This window comes from Bombella favorum, from assembly GCF_014048475.1.
GTDB classification, from domain to species: Bacteria; Pseudomonadota; Alphaproteobacteria; order Acetobacterales; family Acetobacteraceae; genus Bombella; species Bombella favorum.
This window is the reverse complement of sequence record NZ_NWUS01000001.1, coordinates 471,349-488,518: the sequence shown is the minus strand read 5'-3', so window position 1 is coordinate 488,518 and position 17,170 is coordinate 471,349. Positions and strand designations below refer to the sequence as shown.

Genomic DNA, 17,170 nt, shown 5'->3' with positions numbered 1-17,170 from the left:
GCACATGCTGGACAGGCATAAGACCTGCTGTGCGAGGATGTTGGAGGAGAGTTCAGTGAACGAGACGTTGTTCCGTCATAACATCGATGCCACCGTGGTGGAGCAGGCTGTCAAAGCATCTCATGCCGCTCTGGGAAAGCGTCAGAAGAGTGACGGTCATTGGGTCTTTGAGCTGGAGGCCGATGCAACCATTCCATCGGAATATGTCCTGCTGCGCCATTTCCTTGATTGTAGCGATGTGGAGCTGGAGCAGAAGATCGGTGTCTATCTGCGCCGGACGCAGGGTGAACATGGTGGGTGGCCACTTTATACGGATGGTCGGTTCGACCTTTCTGCCAGCGTGAAAGCCTATTTCGCCCTGAAGATGATAGGGGACGACCCGGAAGCACCGCACATGCGCAAGGCCCGGGCCGCCATTCTTCATCATGGCGGGGCGGAGAGGAGCAATGTCTTTACCCGTATTCAGTTGGCTCTGTTCGGGGAGGTGCCGTGGTCTGCCGTGCCTGTTATGCCGGTGGAGCTGATGCTGCTGCCTCGCAAAGCCTTCTTTTCTGTCTGGAATATGTCCTATTGGTCCCGGACTGTTATTGCACCGCTCCTCATTCTGGCTGCGTATAAACCTCTTGCCCTGAATCCTCGTGGAGTGCGCGTGCAGGAGCTGTTCAGAGAGCCGCCAGCGACTATCAAGGATTGGATCCGTGGTCCGTATCGTTCGGTCTGGGGGCGGGTTTTTTCCGGTCTGGATAAAGTCATACGGCCACTCGTTCCGCTCATTCCCCATTCCGTTCATGAGAAAGCCATCCGTGTTACGGTTGATTTTATCGAAAAACGACTGAGCGGTGGTGGGCTGGGGGCTATCTACCCCTCCATGGCCAATGTCATCATGATGTATCGCACGCTTGGCGTGCCGGATGATGATCCACGGGTTGTTCAGGCATGGGAGGCCATGCAAGGACTACTGGTGGTGAAGGAACATGAGGCTTACTGCCAGCCTTGTGTGTCGCCTGTCTGGGATACGGGTCTGTCAGGTCTTGCCATGTTGGAGGCTTCGACAGGAGCTAAGGGCGTGATGCCAGCCGAGACAAAGGCAGCTTTGGAGAAGGCAGCAGCGTGGCTTCGGGATCGTCAGATTTTGAATGTTAAAGGCGACTGGGCCATCAATGCGCCGGACCTGCGTCCGGGTGGATGGGCCTTTCAGTACGAGAATGATTACTACCCGGATGTTGATGATACCGCTGTTGTCGGCATGCTACTGCACCGGATTGATCCAGAGAAAAATCGTACAGCTATTGAGCGTGCCCGGGAATGGATTATCGGGATGCAAAGCAGCAATGGCGGCTGGGGTGCCTTTGATATTGATAACAATCTTGAGGTGCTGAACCACATTCCGTTCTCTGATCACGGTGCCCTGCTGGATCCGCCAACGGTGGATGTTTCCGCACGCTGCATTTCTTTCCTGTCTCAGTTGGGTCATCCGGAGGATATGGGGGTGATCCGCAAAGGGCTGGATTATATCCGTGCCGAGCAGGAGAAGTCGGGCAGCTGGTTCGGACGTTGGGGCACGAACTATATTTACGGTACATGGTCTGTGCTTTGTGCGCTGAATATCGCTGGTGTCAGCCATGATGATCCGATGGTGAAGCGGGCTGTCGCTTGGCTGGAAAGTGTGCAGAATGATGATGGTGGCTGGGGTGAAGACTGCGCCAGTTACGAGGGAGCACCGCAGGGTGTCTATAAGGAGAGCTTACCAACCCAGACGGCCTGGGCCACGCTGGGGTTGATGGCGGTTGGTCGTCACGATAGTGAGGCGGTCCGTCGTGGTATGGCTTACCTCATGCAGGCACAGGATGAGCAGGGCGAATGGCACGAGGCACCGTATAATGCTGTTGGCTTCCCCAAAGTCTTCTATCTGCGTTATCATGGGTACAAGCAGTTTTTCCCGCTCATGGCACTGTCCCGGTATCGTAACCTGTCCAGTAGTAACTCAGGGCAGGTAGAGTTCGGCTTCTGATGTTAGGTATTCTGGTAGGGCTGAAACAGGAAGCACGGCTAGCAAGGCAATTTTTCCCCGAGGCAAAAATTGCGCTGAGTCATGCTTGTGAAGTTGGTGCACGGCGTGCCTTGCTATCCCTTCGTGAGGCAGGCGTGACGGAACTTCTGTCCTTTGGCTGCTCTGGGGCATTGGATGCAGCCCTGCCACCGGGAAGTGTGCAGGTAGCCGAGTATGTGCAGGTTGATGGTGAAAATTACAGGGCTGATCCAGCACTGAGTGCCCGTTTTGGTGCGGCACAGGCCGCAGTGCGTGAGGGCATCCTGCATAGTCCGGTTATGATTGGAACGGCTACAGAAAAAGCGGCTCTTTTTTCCCGGACGGGATGTCATGCCGTGGATATGGAAAGCGGTCTTGTGGCCCGTTCTGGCTTGCCTTTTGCTGTGTTGCGCGTGATCTGTGATGAGGCAGGGAGGGACCTGCCGCCTGCCGCCGTGGAAGGGCTTAAGGAAGGGCAGGTGCATGTCCCGGCTTTGCTTGGGTCTATCCTGCGGCATCCGTTTCAGGTCGGCGCCTTGATAGGGCTTGGGCGTGATGCCGCCCGTGCCCATAAGGCTATGGCGCAGTTTCTGCGTGGCCTCCCAGTCGCACAGGGATGAAGGGCAGGGAGATACTTGCGTTTCGTTTCAGCTTATTCTAGATAGAGGCGGTATTTTTCAGCCCCACATGGGGCGGAGAGTATATTTCGCACGCATGGCCCGGATTGCCTGGTGTCCCGTATTTTAAGGGGCGTTGCCATGCGGAGGATAAACCAGAGAAAGAGAGTTTTAGACTATGGCAATGCCACAGTTCACGATGCGTCAGCTGCTGGAAGCTGGTGTTCACTTCGGCCATCACACACGTCGCTGGAATCCGGCAATGGCACCGTACCTGTTCGGTGTTCGTAACCAGGTTCATATCATTGACCTTCAGCAGACTGTTCCGCTGCTGGATCGCGCCCTGAAGCAGGTGCGTGACACCGTGGCCTCCGGTGGTCGCGTGCTGTTTGTTGGTACGAAGCGCTCTGCTGCTGATCTGGTTGCTGATGCTGCTCAGCGTTGCGGCCAGTACTATGTGAACCATCGTTGGCTCGGTGGTATGCTGACCAACTGGAAGACCATCACAGGCTCCATCAAGCGTCTGCGTGGCATTGATGAAATGCTGGCTGGCGACACAACTGGTCTGACCAAGAAGGAAGTCCTCGACATCACCCGTGACCGTGAGAAGCTGGAACGCTCCCTCGGTGGGATCAAGGACATGGGCGGCCTGCCGGACCTGCTGTTTGTTATCGACACAAACAAGGAAAAGCTGGCTGTTGAAGAAGCCAACAAGCTGGGCATCCCCGTGATTGCCGTGCTGGACAGCAACTCCGACCCGAAGGGTGTTACATTCCCGATCCCGGGTAATGATGATGCTATTCGTGCCATCGCTACTTACTGTGATCTGGTGTCTGGCGCTGTGCTGGATGGTATTTCTGCTGAACTGGCAGCCTCCGGTCAGGACATCGGCGCTGCGGCTGAGCTGCCGGTTGAAGAAACCGTTGTGGCAGAGAAGGCTGAATAAGTCTCTCCAGCTATGGCCCTTGTGGCCATGCCAGAAAATCCGGCCTGCTTTTTCGTGAAGTCGAGCCGGATGATGGATATGTGACATGAAGCTCATGCAGCCGTGGATTATTTCCCGGCTGCATGGGTGTTTTATCGGGGATGATAGAGAATGGCAGAAGTTACCGCTGCAATGGTGCGTGAGCTGCGTGATGCAACAAGCGCAGGCATGATGGATTGTAAAAAGGCCCTGACAGAAGCTAACGGCGACATGCAGGCTGCTATCGACTGGCTGCGTAAGAAGGGTCTGTCTCAGGCTGCTAAGAAGTCTGGCCGTGTGGCTGCTGAAGGTCTGGTGGGCGTTGCCGTTGATGGCAAGAAAGCTGCCATGGTCGAGGTTAATGCCGAGACCGACTTCGTGGCTCGTAACGAGGCCTTCCAGCAGGCTGTGGAAGACATCGCTAAGGTAGCTCTGCAGGTCGGTGGTGATCTGGAGGCTGTTAAGGCTGCTAAGATGCCGTCTGGCCGTACCGTTGCTGATGAGCTGACCCATCTGGTCGCCACCATCGGTGAGAATATGAGCCTGCGTCGTGTTGACGTGCTGAGCGTGCCGTCTGGTGTTGTGGCCAGCTACGTTCATGGTGCTCTGCGTCCGGGCGTTGGCCGCATCGGTGTTCTGGCCGCTATTGAGGCTCCGTCCGAGAGCGAGGCTCTGCTGACACTGGGCCGTCAGATTGGTATGCATGTTGCCGCTACCAGCCCGACAGCTCTGGATGTGGACAGCGTGGATGCCGCTTCTGTTGCTCACGAGCGTAAGGTGCTGGAAGACCAGGCTCGTAGCTCTGGTAAGCCGGAAGCTATCATCGAGAAGATGGTGGAAGGCCGCATCCGCAAGTTCTACGAAGAAGTAGTTCTGCTGGAACAGGTCTGGGTGCATGACGGTGAGAGCCGCGTGAAGGAAGTTGTTAAGAAGGCCGGTGCTAAGCTGGTTGGCTTCGTCCGCTACAAGCTGGGTGAAGGCATCGAGAAGGCTGAGACGGACTTCGCTGCTGAAGTGGCTGCGGCTTCTGGCCAGAAGAAATAAGCCATTAACGGTTTATTGCTAGAGGAAGGGTCTTCGTCATGATGACGGAGGCCCTTTTTCTATTTTGAGGGTATCGTCATGGAGTGGGAAGAACCAGCCATCATCCTGCGTCTCTCTCCTCATGGAGAAAGCAGCCTGCTAGTCCGTGTGCTGACAAGGCAGCGAGGCGTTTATCATGCGCTGGTCCGGGGAGGGCAGTCCCGCCGACAGTCGGCTCTCTGGCAGGAGGGCAGCTTGATCATGGCCCGTTGGAAAGCCCGCCTGCCGGAGCAGTTAGGTTATATGACGGCGGAGCTGGTACGGCCTACGGCTTCTTTTCTGTTGGATCACCCCTTGGCTTTGTCCTTGTTGGGCAGTGCTTGTAGCCTGTGCAGTGAGGCCCTGGCAGAGCGAGAGCCACAAGAGGTGTTATTTGCATCTTTGGCTCACTTCATGGGGGTGGTGAGTGTTTCTGCATCTCAGCCACCGGTTGCCCTTTATTTGCGTTGGGAACTGCTCCTTCTGGAACAGCTGGGTTATGGCCTCACGCTGGATCAATGTGCTGTTACAGGGGTGCGGGAAGGGCTGGTTTATGTATCACCTCGAACGGGGCGTGCTGTTAGCGAGGCGGGGGCTGGAGAGTGGAAAGACCGCCTGTTGCCTCTGCCTTCGTGCCTTTTGAATGATGATGAAGAAGGCACTCCAGCTGATTGGCTCGCTGGGGCACGGCTGAGTGGTCATTTTCTGCAACGGGCTGTTTTTGCTGCCTGTCATCGCCCGCTGCCCTCTGCCCGGGATCGCCTGATGACGACACTGTATCGGCTAGCGGAAGAGCGGCCCTCTGGACAGGAGGAGGAAGAGCGTGTCTAACCTGTCCCCACTAACAGGCGATTATGAATCAGGAGACCTTATGACGGGCGATCTCGCCGGGCATATTGAAGATACACGGCTGGCTGAGGCGCTTAGTGAGCGTTATTTGGCCTATGCTATGTCCACCATCACGTCACGGTCTCTGCCGGATGTGCGGGATGGCCTTAAACCAGTACATCGTCGTTTACTCTATGCCATGCAACAACTGAAGCTGGACCCGAGTTCCGGTTTCAAGAAATGTGCCCGTGTGGTGGGTGATGTTATCGGTAAGTTCCATCCCCATGGTGATGCGTCCGTTTATGATGCATTGGTGCGCTTAGCGCAGGATTTTGCCGTGCGCTATCCGCTGGTGGAAGGGCAGGGCAATTTCGGGTCGATTGATGGTGATGGTGCGGCTGCCATGCGGTACACCGAAAGCCGCATGACAGACACGGCCCGCATCATGCTGGAAGGCATCAGCGATGATGCGGTTGATTTCCGCCCGACCTACGACAACGAGGATCAGGAACCGGTTGTCCTGCCGGGACTATTCCCTAATCTTTTAGCTAATGGGGCTGCTGGTATCGCTGTAGGTATGGCGACCAGTATCCCACCCCATAATGCCGCCGAACTTTATCAGGCTGCCCGTCTACTGATTGAGAAGCCGGAATGCAGTACGGAAGAGCTTCTGGATGTTGTGCCGGGGCCTGATTTTCCCACAGGTGGGCTGCTGGTGGAAGATCGGCAGACGCTCGTTCAGGCTTATGAGACGGGGCGGGGCAGTTTTCGTATCCGGGCACGTTGGGCGGTCGAGAAAGGCCGTAACGGCAGTTGGACTATCATCGTTTCGGAAATTCCGTATCAGGTGCAGAAGGGCAAGCTGATCGAAGACATCGCCAAAAAGATGGAGGAGAAGAAGCTGCCTCTTCTGGCTGATGTGCGTGATGAAAGTACAACGGATATTCGGTTGGTTCTGGAACCTAGAACCCGTAGCTGCGAGCCGGAAGTGCTCATGGAGACGCTCTTTAAGCACACTATGCTGGAGAGCCGCTTCAGCCTGAACATGAATGTGCTCACCCAGGGGAAAATCCCCGGTGTGTTGTCTCTCAAGGACGCATTGAGGGCATGGTTGGAGCATGTACATGACGTTTTGGTCCGCCGTACGCAGCACCGTTTGGATGCCGTTCTGAAAAGATTGGAGATTCTGGAAGGCTTTCTGAAGGTCTATCTGAATCTCGATGAGGTTATTCGTATCATCCGGGAAGAGGATGAACCGAAACCTGCCCTGATGAAGGCATTCTCCTTGAGTGAGCTTCAGGCGGATTATGTGCTGAACATGCGTCTGCGCTCCCTGCGGCGGCTGGAAGAAATGGAAATCCGCAAGGAGTGGGACGGACTGGGCAAGGAGCAGGCATCACTCGAAGCTCTTTTGGGGTCCGAAAAGCGACGCTGGACCCGGATCGGCAAAGACCTTCAGAAGATGCAGGCTCTGTTCGAAGGTGGCCCGTATGGGCAGCGGCGTACGATCATGGGTGAGGCACCGGCCAGCATTGATACGTCTGCCGCTCTGGCGGTAGAACGTGAACCAGTGACAGTCCTGCTCTCGCAGGAAGGTTGGATCCGTGCCGTTAAGGGGCATGGGCATGATGTGGAGAACCACCGCTTCAAGGAAGGGGATGGTCTGGCCTATCATGTGGAATGTCAGAGTACCGACCGTCTTTGCCTGATGGCCGCTGGGGGCCGGGCTTTCACATTAAAGGCAGCGGACCTCCCCCGTGGGCGTGGTTTTGGTCAGCCCGTGCGGACATTGGCTGATCTGGCGCAGGATGATCAGGTCGTGGCTTTCTTTGCCTTTGGTGATGATAACGCACGGTATTTTCTGGCCAGCACAGATGGTCGGGGGATGCAGGTTGCCGCTGGGAACCTTGCGGCTGAAAAGCGGACAGGGCGACAGGTCTTTAATCTGCGTAATGGGGCGCAGGTGCAGCTTGTCCTACCTGCGGAGGGGACACATGTTCTCTGTCTGACAACGGCTAAGCGGGCCCTTATCTTCCCGTTGGAACAAGTTGCTGAGGTAGCCAAGGGTGGTGGCGTTAGTCTCCAGAAGTTGGGAGAGGGTGTAACGATTAGCCAGATACGCCTTTTCCGCTTGGAAGATGGCCTCATCTGGCGGGAGGGGCAGCGATCCCGTTCTCCTGATGATCTGGCCCAGCTGGAAGGGCGGCGTGGTGCAGTCGGGCGGGTAGCTCCACAATGGATGTTGCGTAAATAAGGTGGATGCTTATGGGCGGCCTACCTTCCTTCCCAGTGGGTAGGGTGTGGTGGGCTGTCTGGTATGGTCGTATGAGAAGGAGGGGAGATGGAGGCACTTGTTTGGCAGACGTTCCTGTTGGGAACGCTGCATGTCGGTCTTTCCCTTCTTGTCACAGCCCATATCCTGCTGACGAAACGGGATACGGCCGCCGCTGCGGGCTGGATCGGCTTTTGTTGGGTCATGCCCTATTTTGGGTCGCTGCTTTATCTTTGCTTGGGGATCAATCGTGTCCATCGTCGGGCGCAGAAGCTGCGGGAGGATGTCAGCCCGGAGGAGACCACCTTTTTGGCGACATGGTCTCATGATGCTTCGGATAGTTTCATGGCACCTCTGGTTAAGATGCTGGATGAGCTGACAGGCCTGCCCCTGCTCAAGGGGAACAGTGTGGATTGTCTGCATGATGGCGACCGTGCTTACCCAAAGATGCTGGAGGCCATTGCTCAGGCGGAGCGGTCCATTCTGCTGTGCTCTTATATTTTTCGACATGATGAGATCGGCAAGCAGTTTGTGGCGGCTCTGGTAGAGGCCCGGCAGCGTGGGGTTGAGGTCCGCGTGCTGGTGGATGGTATCGGGAGTGGCTATCTCTATAGCCCGATCATCCAGAGGCTGAAGCGTGAGAACATACCCTGTGCCCGTTTCATGCATTCTCTCTGGCCGTGGCGGATGCCATTTATCAATTTGCGGGATCATCGCAAGATATTGGTTGTTGATGGTCGAATAGGCTTCATGGGTGGGTTGAATATCGGGGCGGAAAATCTACTTAATCGACCCAGAGGGCGACGCATCCCGGTGGCGGATACACATTTTCGGTTAGAAGGCCCGGTGGTCCAGCAGCTTTCTGAGGTCTTCGTGCGGGATTGGGCTTTCACGACAGGGGAGACATTGGAGGGAGAGCGTTATTTTCCGGCACCTGTGGCGGGGGGAACCATCCCGGCCCGTGTTGTGACCTCAGGGCCAGATATGGACGTAGAGAAGATTGAATATACTATTCTTCAAGCGGTCATTCTGGCTCGTAGTCATGTCTGCTTCATGACGCCCTATTTCATTCCAGATAATCGCTTCGCAACAGAACTCGGATTGGCAGCGTTGCGGGGGGTGAGGGTGGATATTGTTGTGCCGCAGCATAGCAACCATCCGGTGACAGATTATGCCCGTAATGCTTGCCTGAAAGAACTCGTGCAGGCGGGATGTCGTGTCTGGCTGGGGGAGCCGCCTTTCAATCACTCTAAGCTTATGACGGTGGATCAGGTCTGGAGCTTTGTAGGGAGTGCTAACCTAGATAGGCGTTCCTTGCGTCTCAATTTTGAATGTAACATGACCCTGCATGATGCAGAGACAACAGAACATTTGGAAGAATTCATCCTTAGCCATTGCAATCAGCAGTTGACGCTAGAGGAGATTGATTCATGGTCATTGCCGGTTCGACTGCGGAATGCGGTCTACTGTCTTTTCCTGCCTTATCTTTAAACGGAAAGGGAGGCGTTGTCCGATAGTTCCGGTTGCAAAGTAACAGCAATGGGGCGGTGATCGGAGCCGAAACGGGGATAGACTCGTCTGTCCAGCAGCGAGAAACCACGGACAAGACAGCGGTCCAGCCGAAGGGGGACTTTATCCAACATACGGTGGGTCTGCTCCCGTGGGCCGACATCCTCGAAGCCCCGTAGCATAGCAGGGCCAACCTGATTGAAGTCTCCAATAATGATGGCTCGATCCGATAGGGTTTGCCGGATGAGACGCAGTTGGCGGCGGTTGAGGATAGGGCCGTGGGATAGGTGGACGTTGGCGAGACTGAACGGCCCGAACCCTGTATCAAATTCCAGAATCTGAGCGGAACGATGTGCAGCTAACCCCGGGGGGAGCATCTGCAGTCGTGGTGGTGACAGAAACGGATGGCGGCTCCAACAGGCGGTGCCATGGACACGTCCTTCTGATGCTAACCGGCTGAAATGCCCCCCCACAAGTTCGGGAAGCCGGTTGGTAAACAGGCGACATTCTTGCATGAGCAGAATATCAGGTTTTGTAACCCGCATGAGAAGACGGATATCTTCCAGCGTAGCGCCATCCTCATGGAAGAGGTTCCAGCTTACAAGCCGGAGACTATGAGGAAGAGGAGATGATGATAGCGGGGCCGACATTATTGGAAGAACCTGATGAGAAACAGAGATGGGACCTGTCAGTACGGGTCGAGAGAAGGATTCTATTATATAGAATCCCGATGCAAAAGCATATCGTGGTTGAGAGTGAGATGGAGATTAAGGATGTATAGTCCTTAATTATATACATAAATGTGAGGTATTTTTGGAATTAATATGGGAGGATATAAATATCATTTTTAAAATAATCCTATTTTTGTTATTAAAATTAATTATAAATATTAATATCATTCGCTGTATATGTGGCGTACTCTTGCACAATAAGACTATAAATGCCTCTGGGTTGAGGAGAAAGATGTTAGAGTCTCGCTAAATGAGAATGGTGAATCGCTCTGTTCTTGTTAGAAATTTATTTGATTGGAAATTCCTCTCAAGTTTTCCCTATCCAGCGATAGACACTTAATGTGCTGGATGGAAGTTTTTGAATATCCTAAGCAAATATCTACATATCGTTATTTTTAGTCAGTATGGTTAATGTAATGCAGTAGGAGTGACGGGTATGAAACATATGCACAAAGGTAATAAGGATAAAGAGGCAGCAGTAGGGCCTGTCGTTGGTGCAGGATGGCAGAAATTCGCAACTTTTCTAACACATGCAGGCCGGCAGCAGCCGGATAAACGGGGCAGTTTTGTCAACATGCCGGTTGAGCGTGGCTCAACGGTCGTGTTCCCAACCGTTGAGGATATGGGAGCACAGGGCGGGCATGCTTACGAGCATCAGCTCGTCTATGGGGCTATGGGTAATCCCGTTCAGCATAGACTGGAGCAAGTGATTGCGGCCTTGGAAGGGGGAAGCCATACGCAGGTTGTCAATTCCGGTTTGGCGGCCTGTACAGTTGCCCTTCTGGCTTTTCTTAAAGGGGGCGACCATCTGCTTTTACCTGATTCGGTCTATGGTCCAACCCGGCGTTTCGCACTTGGTACACTGGCCCGTTTTGGGGTGGAGACGAGCTTCTACCCGCCTCGTGCTGATGAAGCTACGTTGCGGGCGCACATTCGGCCCAATACAGCTGTGATCTTTGCGGAGAGTCCGGGAAGCCACACATTTGAGGTTCAGGACATTCCCATGATTGCGAGGCTGGCTCATGGAGCAGGGGCACGGGTGCTGTTAGATAATACATGGGGGATTGGGGCCTTTCAGCCTTTTACGTCTGGGGTGGATGTGTCCATTCAGGCCCTGACAAAATATCCCAGCGGTCATGCAGATGTTATTCTGGGCTCGATTACGGTTCAGCGGCAGGAACACTGGCAGGCCTTACGGCGTACGGCGATTGAGCTAGGGGCGTGTGGTGCCCCAGACGACTGCTGGCTAACCCTGCGGGGGTTGAAGACGATGGCGGTCCGTCTCTCTCAGCAGGCCCGTTCTGCTTATGAGCTGGCCTTGTGGTTGGAAAGCAGGCCAGAAGTAGCCCATGTGCGGCATCCAGCTCTGCCCGGTTGTCCAGGCCATGAAATATGGAAGCGTGATTTCACCGATGCCAGTGGCCTTTTTGGTGTGGAGTTAGATGTAGGAATTACGCAGGAAGCGATGATTGCTATGCTTGATGGGCTGCACCTGTTCAGCATTGGGGCCAGTTGGGGCGGGTATGAAAGTCTCGTTCTGCCTACATCTGGTGGTTTGACACGCCATCATAAGGATGGCCTGCCCAAGGGGGCGGCCTTCCGTATTCAGGTTGGGTTGGAGAACGTAGCGGACCTGAAGGCTGATCTAACCCGTGGGTTGGATGGGCTGAAACGCTGAGATCAGAGAGGTGTGCGGTAGGAGAGAGCTTCTGCCGCATGGTGTTTCTTTACCGTTTCCGTGCCGTCCAGATCGGCAATCGTGCGGGCGACACGGAACATGCGTGTGATGCCTCGATGAGAGAGCTTCATGCGTAAGGCGGCCTGTTCGGCAAGGGTCAGAGCATCGGGTTCGAAATGGAAACCTTCGGGAGGCATTACGGCATTGCAGGCTCCCTGCCGTTCCATCTGCCGGTCATAGGCTTTCTGCACTCTGGCCCGGACGTCCGCACTGCTTTCTCCCGTAGGGGCACGGCTGATAGCCAGCGGGGATAAAGAATGGATGTGCACGCATAAATCCATACGATCTAACATCGGGCCGGAGATGCGGGCCGTGTAGTCCTGCGCACAGCGGGGTGCCCGGTTGCAGGCTCGCTCGGTGTCGTGAACATAGCCGCAGCGACAGGGGTTCATGGCCGCTACAAGCTGGAAGCGGGCCGGATAGTGCGTATGGCGTGCCGCACGGGAGATCGTGACTTCGCCTGATTCAACAGGCTGGCGCAGCCCCTCGAGGCAATTGCGGGGGAACTCGGGGAATTCATCCAGAAACAGCACGCCATTATGGGCAAGACTAACCTCGCCGGGCATGGCCTTGGGGCCACCACCGACTAAGGCGGGAAGAGTCGTATTATGATGTGGGGCACGGTAGGGTGGCCGATTGACGAGCTGTCCAGCAGGTAGCAGGCCGCCGATGCTGTGGATGCGGCTGGTTTCTAGTATTTCTGCGGCGGTGAGGTCGGGCAGGATACCGGGTAGGCGGCTAGCGAGCATGGACTTGCCAGACCCCGGCGGACCGGACATGAGCAGAGAGTGACGCCCCGCAGCGGCGATCTCCAATACACGGCGGGCCTGCATCATGCCTTTTACATCTCGTAGGTCCGGGCCGTAATCGGGAGGCTGAGGAGCGGGTGGTGGCTCATCAGGCAGGGGTTGCTCTTTGCGGAGGTGGCCGATCAGGGCTTTGAGGGACGGCGTGGCAACAATCTCTAGGTCAGGATGGCCCCAGCGTGCTTCTGCTCCCTGCGAAGCGGGGCATATCAGCCCCTGTCCTTGTGTGGAAGCCGTCAGGGCAGCGCAGAGAATACCATTGATGGGGTTGATCGTCCCATCAAGAGCGATTTCACCCAGAGCTGCCAGATTGGCTATGGCTTCGGCAGGGATGACGCCCATGGCAATTAGCACACCAAGGGCGATGGGGAGATCGAAATGTGCTCCTTCTTTAGGGAGGTCAGCCGGTGTGAGGTTAACGAGAATCCGTTTGGGCGGCAGGGCTAGCCCCATAGCAGAAAGGGCAGCTCTGACGCGCTCGCGTGATTCGGCAATGGCTCGGGCCGGCATACCGACAATGATAAAGGAGGGCAGGCCGCTGGAAATCTGAACCTCTACCATGACAGGCAGGGCGTCTATCCCGGAGAAGGTGAAGCTTTGGATGCGGGCAAGAGTGGGCGGGAGAGCGGCCATGCTTTCAGGAATCCTTATGGGCCGGATGCGAAACCGCCCGACAGTGGAACTGCCGGGCGGTTGTCAGAGGCGAACCGAATAGAGCCGTAGAGGTTCAGTCTTCGGTCGGCAAGGGACGGATGGAGCGGGCACGCAGGGTACCCTTCAGGCTGCGCAGCTGCTCCAGCAGGTTTTTTTCAAGCTCGGGGATGTTCTGGCCTTCCTGTGCTTCGGCTTCTGTCACAACGTAGCCAAGTTCACCATCTGTCTGAAGGAACTGGGCTGTCAGGTTGCAGGCAGCTTTAGCGAAAATGTCGTTGATCTGACCAAGGATGCCCGGCTGGTTGGAATGGACATGCATGAAGCGCATCCCGCCGGGGCGTTCACCGAGCTGAACCTGCGGGAAGTTGACCGCCCCAACAGTGGAACCGACATCAGAATAATCGACCAGCTTCTGAGCGACTTCCACGCCGATGCGCTCCTGCGCCTCCATTGTGGACCCACCGATATGCGGGGTCAGCAGCACGTTCTCCAGCCCTTGAAGCGGGGTGGTGAAGCGTTCCTGGCTGCTCTTTGGCTCCACGGGGAAGACATCAATAGCGGCACCCATCAGGTGGCCGTCCTTCAGGGCACGGGCCAAAGCCTCAAGGTCCACAACGGTGCCACGGGCATTGTTGAGCAGAATGGAGTTCGGCTTCATGGCCCGGATTTCGGCTTCGCCGATCATGTTCTGTGTTTCCGGGGTTTCGGGAACATGCAGCGTCACGATATCGGACTGACCTAGCAGCTCTTCCAGAGAGTTGACGGCAATGGCGTTACCATGCGGAAGGCGGGGGGCGATATCGTAATAGAGAACCCGCAGCCCAAAGGATTCGGCCAGAACGGAAAGCTGCGACCCGATGGAACCATAGCCGACAATACCGACCGTCTTGCCACGGACTTCCCATGCATTATTGGCAGATTTTTCCCAACCACCTTTGTGGCAGGCATCGGAGCGGGACGGGATGCGGCGTAGCAGCATCACGATCTCGCCCATGACCAGTTCAGCTACGGAACGGGTGTTGCTGAAAGGTGCATTAAAGACAGGAATACCAGCCATCCGGGCAGCCTTGAGGTCCACCTGGTTAGTGCCGATGCAGAAGCAGCCAATGGCCATGAGGCGGTTGGCGGAGTTGATGACATCGGCTGTAAGCTGTGTCCGGCTGCGGATGCCGACTATGTGGACACCATCAAGGGCCTCTTTAAGGGCATCACCTTCCAGTGCACCTTTTAGACGGGTGACAGAGGCATAGCCCTGCTGCTCCAGATAATTGACAGCACTGTCATGAATGCCTTCCAGCAGAAGAATCTTGATTCTGTTCTTGGCGAGGGAGAGGGGCATGTTCAGGTAACCTCATCGTGGTAACCGGGCCAGCAGATGTGACCGCATGAAGAATCGTTATTTATCTGTAACGGACAGATCGTTAAGAGGAAAGGGCCTGTATGGCCTCATCACGCAGGGTTGCATTGGCACAGGCCAGAATGGCCCCTTCACTTTCTAGTGTCAGGGGAGTACCGGACCAGTCTGTCAGGCTACCACCGGCCCCAGTGATGATGGGTGAGAGTGGCCCCCAGTCCCACGGTTTGAGCGTATCTTCAGCAATGAGGTCGATCTGGCCAAGGGCCAGCAATCCATAAGCATAGGCATCACCACCCCATGATGTCCGGCGGACCTTTTTCTGAAGCCTCTGGAATTGTTGGAATTGCACAGGGCGAAAGATTTCTGGTGCCGTGCAGGAGAGTTCTGCCTCCCTGAGAGGAACATCCTGCCGGGTGCCGATGGTACCGGGTAGATGAGGGGCGATGTAGCGGCTGGGCTCTCCTACCAGCCCGAGCCAGCGTTCGTTGGTAACAGGCTGGTCGATCAGCCCTAGTACAGGGCGGCCTTCATGGAAAAGGGATACTAGCGTTGTAAAGCTCGGCCGCCCGGTGACGAAGGAGCGTGTGCCATCTATGGGGTCCAGCACCCAGAGCCAGTCTTTCCCTAACGCACCAGAAGCGCCGGCCTCTTCACCCAGAATGGCATGATGGGGGGTATGCTCTTCCAGAATAGCCCGCATGGCTGCTTCGGCCTCTCGGTCCGCCCGCGTGACGGGGCTGTCATCTTCTTTGGAGAGGATGGTCAGGGACTGGCGGAAGTAAGGCAGGATGACGTGCCGGGCCGCATCGGCGCAATGTTGGGCAAGGGCCAGGTAGGAGGAAAGATTAGACCGACTCATGAGGATTACGCCTTTTTCCTGATGGGCTGATTGACGCAGGCGAGTCCACACGGCAATCAGGAAGTTATGCGACCGATTATTGTCATTCCCTCCAGAATTGCCTCCACACGGCTTCCACGCAAGGCTTTGGCCGAGATTGATGGTGAAGCCATGGTCGTTCATGTCGCCCGCCGGGCTGTGGCGGCTGGTTTGGGGCCTGTTCTCGTTGCCGCAGGTGATGAGGAAATCCGGCAGGCCGTAGCCGGTATGGCGGGTGTGGAAGCCCTTCTGACAGACCCCGCTCTGCCTAGCGGGTCGGACAGGGTGCAGGCGGCTTTGAAAGCCTATGACCCACAGGGGCACTATGATTGTGTTATCAATCTGCAGGGTGATCTTCCCCTTGTGGAGCCGACCACTCTCCGGCAGGCCCTACGCCCGCTGGAAGAAGGGCAGTTTGATATTGGGACATTAGTAGCCCCAGTGCAGAGCCCGGCAGAACGAGATGCCGATTCGGTCGTGAAGGTCGCGTGCACCTTTCGGAATGATGAGGATGTGGCGAGGGCACTCTATTTTTCCCGGTCCGTGATTCCGTGGGGGGAGGGGGCATATTGGCACCATGTGGGTGTTTATGCGTGGCGTTGCGAGGCGCTGGCTCGGTTTGTCACATTGCCGCCATCCGGGTTGGAGGTACGGGAAAAGCTGGAGCAGCTTCGTGCGCTGGAGGCTGGCATGACGATCGGTTGTGCTCGGATTGAAACCGCCCCGCTGGGTGTGGATACGCCAGAGGACCTTGCACGGGTCAGAGCGAGTGTCAGGGAGCAGGCATTATGCCAGTAATTGCATTTCAAGGGCGGCCGGGGGCCTATTCTGACCTTGCCTGTCGGGCGACACGTCCGGGCTGGGAGACATTACCCTGCCGCAGTTTTGCCGAAACGATTGAAGCCGTGCGGGATGGGCTGGCAGATGAAGCTCTGCTGCCTTGTGAGAACTCACTTGCCGGCCGTGTGGCGGAGATTCATGCTCTTTTGCCAGAGGCAGGGCTAAAAATTGTGGGAGAGCATTTTCAGCGGGTGGAACATTGTTTGTTGGGAGTAAAAGGGGCACGGATTGAGGATGTAAAGCGTGTCCATACCCATCCTGTTGCCATGGCACAGGTGCGGGGCCTTTTGGAAACATATGACCTGGAGCCGGTGACGGAGTTCGACACGGCAGGGGCTGCTGAGCTGGTAGCAAGCTGGGGGCGCAAGGAAGATGCCGCCGTTGCTTCCTCTCTTGCTGGAGAGCTGAATGGGCTTGAGATTCTTCGCCGCAATGTGGAGGATGCCGCCCATAACACGACCCGTTTTTACCGTGTTGCACCGCCTGAAGCTGTCGTGGAACCTGAAACAGGACACCTTATGATGACGACTTTGATCGTCCATGTCCGTCATGTTCCGGGGGCGTTGTGTGATGTGCTGACCTGTTTTGCCCGCTATGGGGTCAACATGACACGGATTGAGAGCTATATGCTGGGGGGCTCCTTCGAGGCATCTCGCTTCCTGATGGATATTGAAGGAGCGTTGAATGACCAGCGGGTGCAGGATGCTCTTTTGGCACTGGCTGAAGCCAGTCAGGGGTATCACGTTCTGGGGACGTACCCCCGGAGCTCGTTTCGGAATGATATGTGACCTTTCTCCAAAGAGGAGGTCTCACTATAATAGTCAGATATTGGTTGGTTAGGCCAACTTATGAGATTGACGCGCAGGGATGAGGGCGGAGAGTAAAG

14 protein-coding genes are annotated in these 17,170 nt (G+C 55.9%); 10 read left to right on the top strand and 4 right to left on the bottom strand.

Features of this window, described 5'->3' with window-relative positions; translation table 11 throughout:
- The first annotated feature begins 37 nt into the window (after positions 1-37).
- The 7 genes from shc to CPA57_RS02265 all read left to right on the top strand — a co-directional run bounded on the left by shc (position 38) and on the right by CPA57_RS02265 (position 9,263).
- Complete coding sequence (gene shc / locus CPA57_RS02295; RefSeq protein WP_182081773.1) at positions 38-2,011, top strand: squalene--hopene cyclase; 1,974 nt, start codon at positions 38-40, stop codon at positions 2,009-2,011.
- Positions 2,011-2,649, top strand: a complete 639-nt coding sequence (locus CPA57_RS02290) for a phosphorylase family protein (RefSeq protein ID WP_182081143.1) — start codon at positions 2,011-2,013, stop codon at positions 2,647-2,649. The genes shc and CPA57_RS02290 overlap by 1 nt, the downstream gene beginning before the upstream one ends.
- A 175-nt stretch (positions 2,650-2,824) precedes the next feature.
- Entirely contained in the window at positions 2,825-3,592 is a 768-nt protein-coding gene (gene rpsB / locus CPA57_RS02285; protein WP_077395348.1) for a 30S ribosomal protein S2, read from the top strand.
- 150 nt (positions 3,593-3,742) lie between these two features.
- Entirely contained in the window at positions 3,743-4,654 is a 912-nt protein-coding gene (gene tsf / locus CPA57_RS02280) for a translation elongation factor Ts (RefSeq protein ID WP_077395349.1), read from the top strand.
- A gap of 78 nt (positions 4,655-4,732) precedes the next feature.
- Positions 4,733-5,503, top strand: coding sequence for a DNA repair protein RecO (recO, locus tag CPA57_RS02275; RefSeq protein ID WP_182081141.1), 771 nt, complete (start codon positions 4,733-4,735; stop codon positions 5,501-5,503).
- A gap of 40 nt (positions 5,504-5,543) precedes the next feature.
- Positions 5,544-7,754: a DNA topoisomerase IV subunit A gene (gene parC, locus CPA57_RS02270; protein ID WP_182081772.1), complete on the top strand. Its 2,211-nt coding sequence runs from the start codon at positions 5,544-5,546 to the stop codon at positions 7,752-7,754.
- 87 nt (positions 7,755-7,841) lie between these two features.
- On the top strand, positions 7,842-9,263 hold the full coding sequence (locus CPA57_RS02265) for a phospholipase D-like domain-containing protein (protein ID WP_182081139.1): 1,422 nt from the start codon (positions 7,842-7,844) through the stop codon (positions 9,261-9,263).
- On the opposite strand, the gene CPA57_RS02260 is transcribed toward CPA57_RS02265, so the two are convergent.
- Positions 9,260-9,931, bottom strand: a complete 672-nt coding sequence (locus CPA57_RS02260; RefSeq protein ID WP_182081137.1) for an endonuclease/exonuclease/phosphatase family protein — start codon at positions 9,929-9,931, stop codon at positions 9,260-9,262. The genes CPA57_RS02265 and CPA57_RS02260 overlap by 4 nt on opposite strands.
- Positions 9,932-10,457: 526 nt before the next feature.
- Between CPA57_RS02260 and metC the strand changes: the two genes are divergently transcribed.
- Positions 10,458-11,690 carry a cystathionine beta-lyase gene (gene metC, locus CPA57_RS02255; protein ID WP_182081771.1) on the top strand — a complete coding sequence of 411 codons (1,233 nt, stop codon included), beginning with the start codon at positions 10,458-10,460 and terminating at the stop codon, positions 11,688-11,690.
- Positions 11,691-11,692: 2 nt separating this feature from the next.
- On the opposite strand, the gene CPA57_RS02250 is transcribed toward metC, so the two are convergent.
- The 3 genes from CPA57_RS02250 to CPA57_RS02240 all read right to left on the bottom strand — a co-directional run bounded on the left by CPA57_RS02250 (position 11,693) and on the right by CPA57_RS02240 (position 15,426).
- Entirely contained in the window at positions 11,693-13,189 is a 1,497-nt protein-coding gene (locus CPA57_RS02250) for a YifB family Mg chelatase-like AAA ATPase (protein ID WP_182081135.1), read from the bottom strand.
- Positions 13,190-13,283: 94 nt separating this feature from the next.
- Positions 13,284-14,549 carry a phosphoglycerate dehydrogenase gene (gene serA, locus CPA57_RS02245; RefSeq protein ID WP_182081133.1) on the bottom strand — a complete coding sequence of 422 codons (1,266 nt, stop codon included), beginning with the start codon at positions 14,547-14,549 and terminating at the stop codon, positions 13,284-13,286.
- A gap of 82 nt (positions 14,550-14,631) precedes the next feature.
- A complete protein-coding gene (locus CPA57_RS02240) occupies positions 14,632-15,426 on the bottom strand; it encodes an inositol monophosphatase family protein (RefSeq protein WP_182081131.1) in 795 nt (264 codons plus the stop codon).
- A 66-nt stretch (positions 15,427-15,492) separates the two neighbouring features.
- On the opposite strand from CPA57_RS02240, the gene CPA57_RS02235 reads away from it, so the two are divergent.
- Both CPA57_RS02235 and CPA57_RS02230 read left to right on the top strand, forming a co-directional pair.
- Complete coding sequence (locus CPA57_RS02235; protein WP_182081128.1) at positions 15,493-16,242, top strand: 3-deoxy-manno-octulosonate cytidylyltransferase; 750 nt, start codon at positions 15,493-15,495, stop codon at positions 16,240-16,242.
- A complete protein-coding gene (locus tag CPA57_RS02230) occupies positions 16,233-17,072 on the top strand; it encodes a prephenate dehydratase (protein WP_182081126.1) in 840 nt (279 codons plus the stop codon). Before CPA57_RS02235 ends, CPA57_RS02230 begins: the two co-directional genes overlap by 10 nt.
- The last annotated feature ends 98 nt before the right edge of the window (positions 17,073-17,170 follow it).

Excerpts from the sequence above, each read along its gene's own strand:
- recO (WP_182081141.1), top strand. The coding sequence starts at position 4,733 with ATGGAGTGGGAAGAACCAGCCATCATCCTGCGTCTCTCTCCTCATGGA.
- rpsB (WP_077395348.1), top strand. The coding sequence starts at position 2,825 with ATGGCAATGCCACAGTTCACGATGCGTCAGCTGCTGGAAGCTGGTGTT.
- CPA57_RS02290 (WP_182081143.1), top strand. The coding sequence starts at position 2,011 with ATGTTAGGTATTCTGGTAGGGCTGAAACAGGAAGCACGGCTAGCAAGG.
- CPA57_RS02240 (WP_182081131.1), bottom strand. The coding sequence starts at position 15,426 with ATGAGTCGGTCTAATCTTTCCTCCTACCTGGCCCTTGCCCAACATTGC.
- CPA57_RS02265 (WP_182081139.1), top strand. The coding sequence starts at position 7,842 with ATGGAGGCACTTGTTTGGCAGACGTTCCTGTTGGGAACGCTGCATGTC.
- parC (WP_182081772.1), top strand. The coding sequence starts at position 5,544 with ATGACGGGCGATCTCGCCGGGCATATTGAAGATACACGGCTGGCTGAG.
- CPA57_RS02230 (WP_182081126.1), top strand. The coding sequence starts at position 16,233 with ATGCCAGTAATTGCATTTCAAGGGCGGCCGGGGGCCTATTCTGACCTT.
- CPA57_RS02260 (WP_182081137.1), bottom strand. The coding sequence starts at position 9,931 with ATGTCGGCCCCGCTATCATCATCTCCTCTTCCTCATAGTCTCCGGCTT.
- CPA57_RS02235 (WP_182081128.1), top strand. The coding sequence starts at position 15,493 with ATGCGACCGATTATTGTCATTCCCTCCAGAATTGCCTCCACACGGCTT.
- CPA57_RS02250 (WP_182081135.1), bottom strand. The coding sequence starts at position 13,189 with ATGGCCGCTCTCCCGCCCACTCTTGCCCGCATCCAAAGCTTCACCTTC.
- serA (WP_182081133.1), bottom strand. The coding sequence starts at position 14,549 with ATGCCCCTCTCCCTCGCCAAGAACAGAATCAAGATTCTTCTGCTGGAA.
- tsf (WP_077395349.1), top strand. The coding sequence starts at position 3,743 with ATGGCAGAAGTTACCGCTGCAATGGTGCGTGAGCTGCGTGATGCAACA.
- metC (WP_182081771.1), top strand. The coding sequence starts at position 10,458 with ATGCACAAAGGTAATAAGGATAAAGAGGCAGCAGTAGGGCCTGTCGTT.
- shc (WP_182081773.1), top strand. The coding sequence starts at position 38 with ATGTTGGAGGAGAGTTCAGTGAACGAGACGTTGTTCCGTCATAACATC.